The organism is Clostridium sulfidigenes (genome assembly GCF_000732635.1).
Taxonomy (GTDB): Bacteria; Bacillota; Clostridia; order Clostridiales; family Clostridiaceae; genus Clostridium_J; species Clostridium_J sulfidigenes.
On record NZ_JPMD01000092.1, the window covers coordinates 1 to 479 of the forward strand.

The 479-nt window shown below is 50.1% G+C and carries 1 rRNA gene; it reads left to right on the forward strand.

What is annotated here, in order from left to right:
* A 23S ribosomal RNA gene (locus IO99_RS18880) occupies positions 1-479 on the forward strand; the annotation flags it as partial.

Sequence of the window (479 nt, forward strand, 5' to 3'; positions counted from 1 at the left end):
ATGCAGAAGTGAGAATGTTGGCATAAGTAGCGAGAGCTAGGTGAGAATCCTAGCGGTCGAAAACCTAAGGTTTCCTGAGGAAGGCTCGTCCTCTCAGGGTTAGTCGGGACCTAAGCCGAGGCCGAAAGGCGTAGGTGATGGACAACGGGTTGATATTCCCGTACCACTTGCAGACGTTATTACAAATGGGGTGACGCAGGAGGATAGGTTGTGCATACTATTGGATGTATGTTTAAGCATTTAGGAGTAGCTAGTAGGCAAATCCGCTAGCCGAATCTGAGGTGTGATGAGGAGCTCAATAGAGCGAAGTAACTGATTCCACGCTGCCAAGAAAAGCCTCTATGGAGGAAGCAAGTGCCCGTACCGCAAACCGACACAGGTAGGTGAGGAGAGAATCCTAAGACCATCGGAAGAACTGCTGTTAAGGAACTCGGCAAATTGACCCCGTAACTTCGGGAGAAGGGGTGCCTACGCAAGTA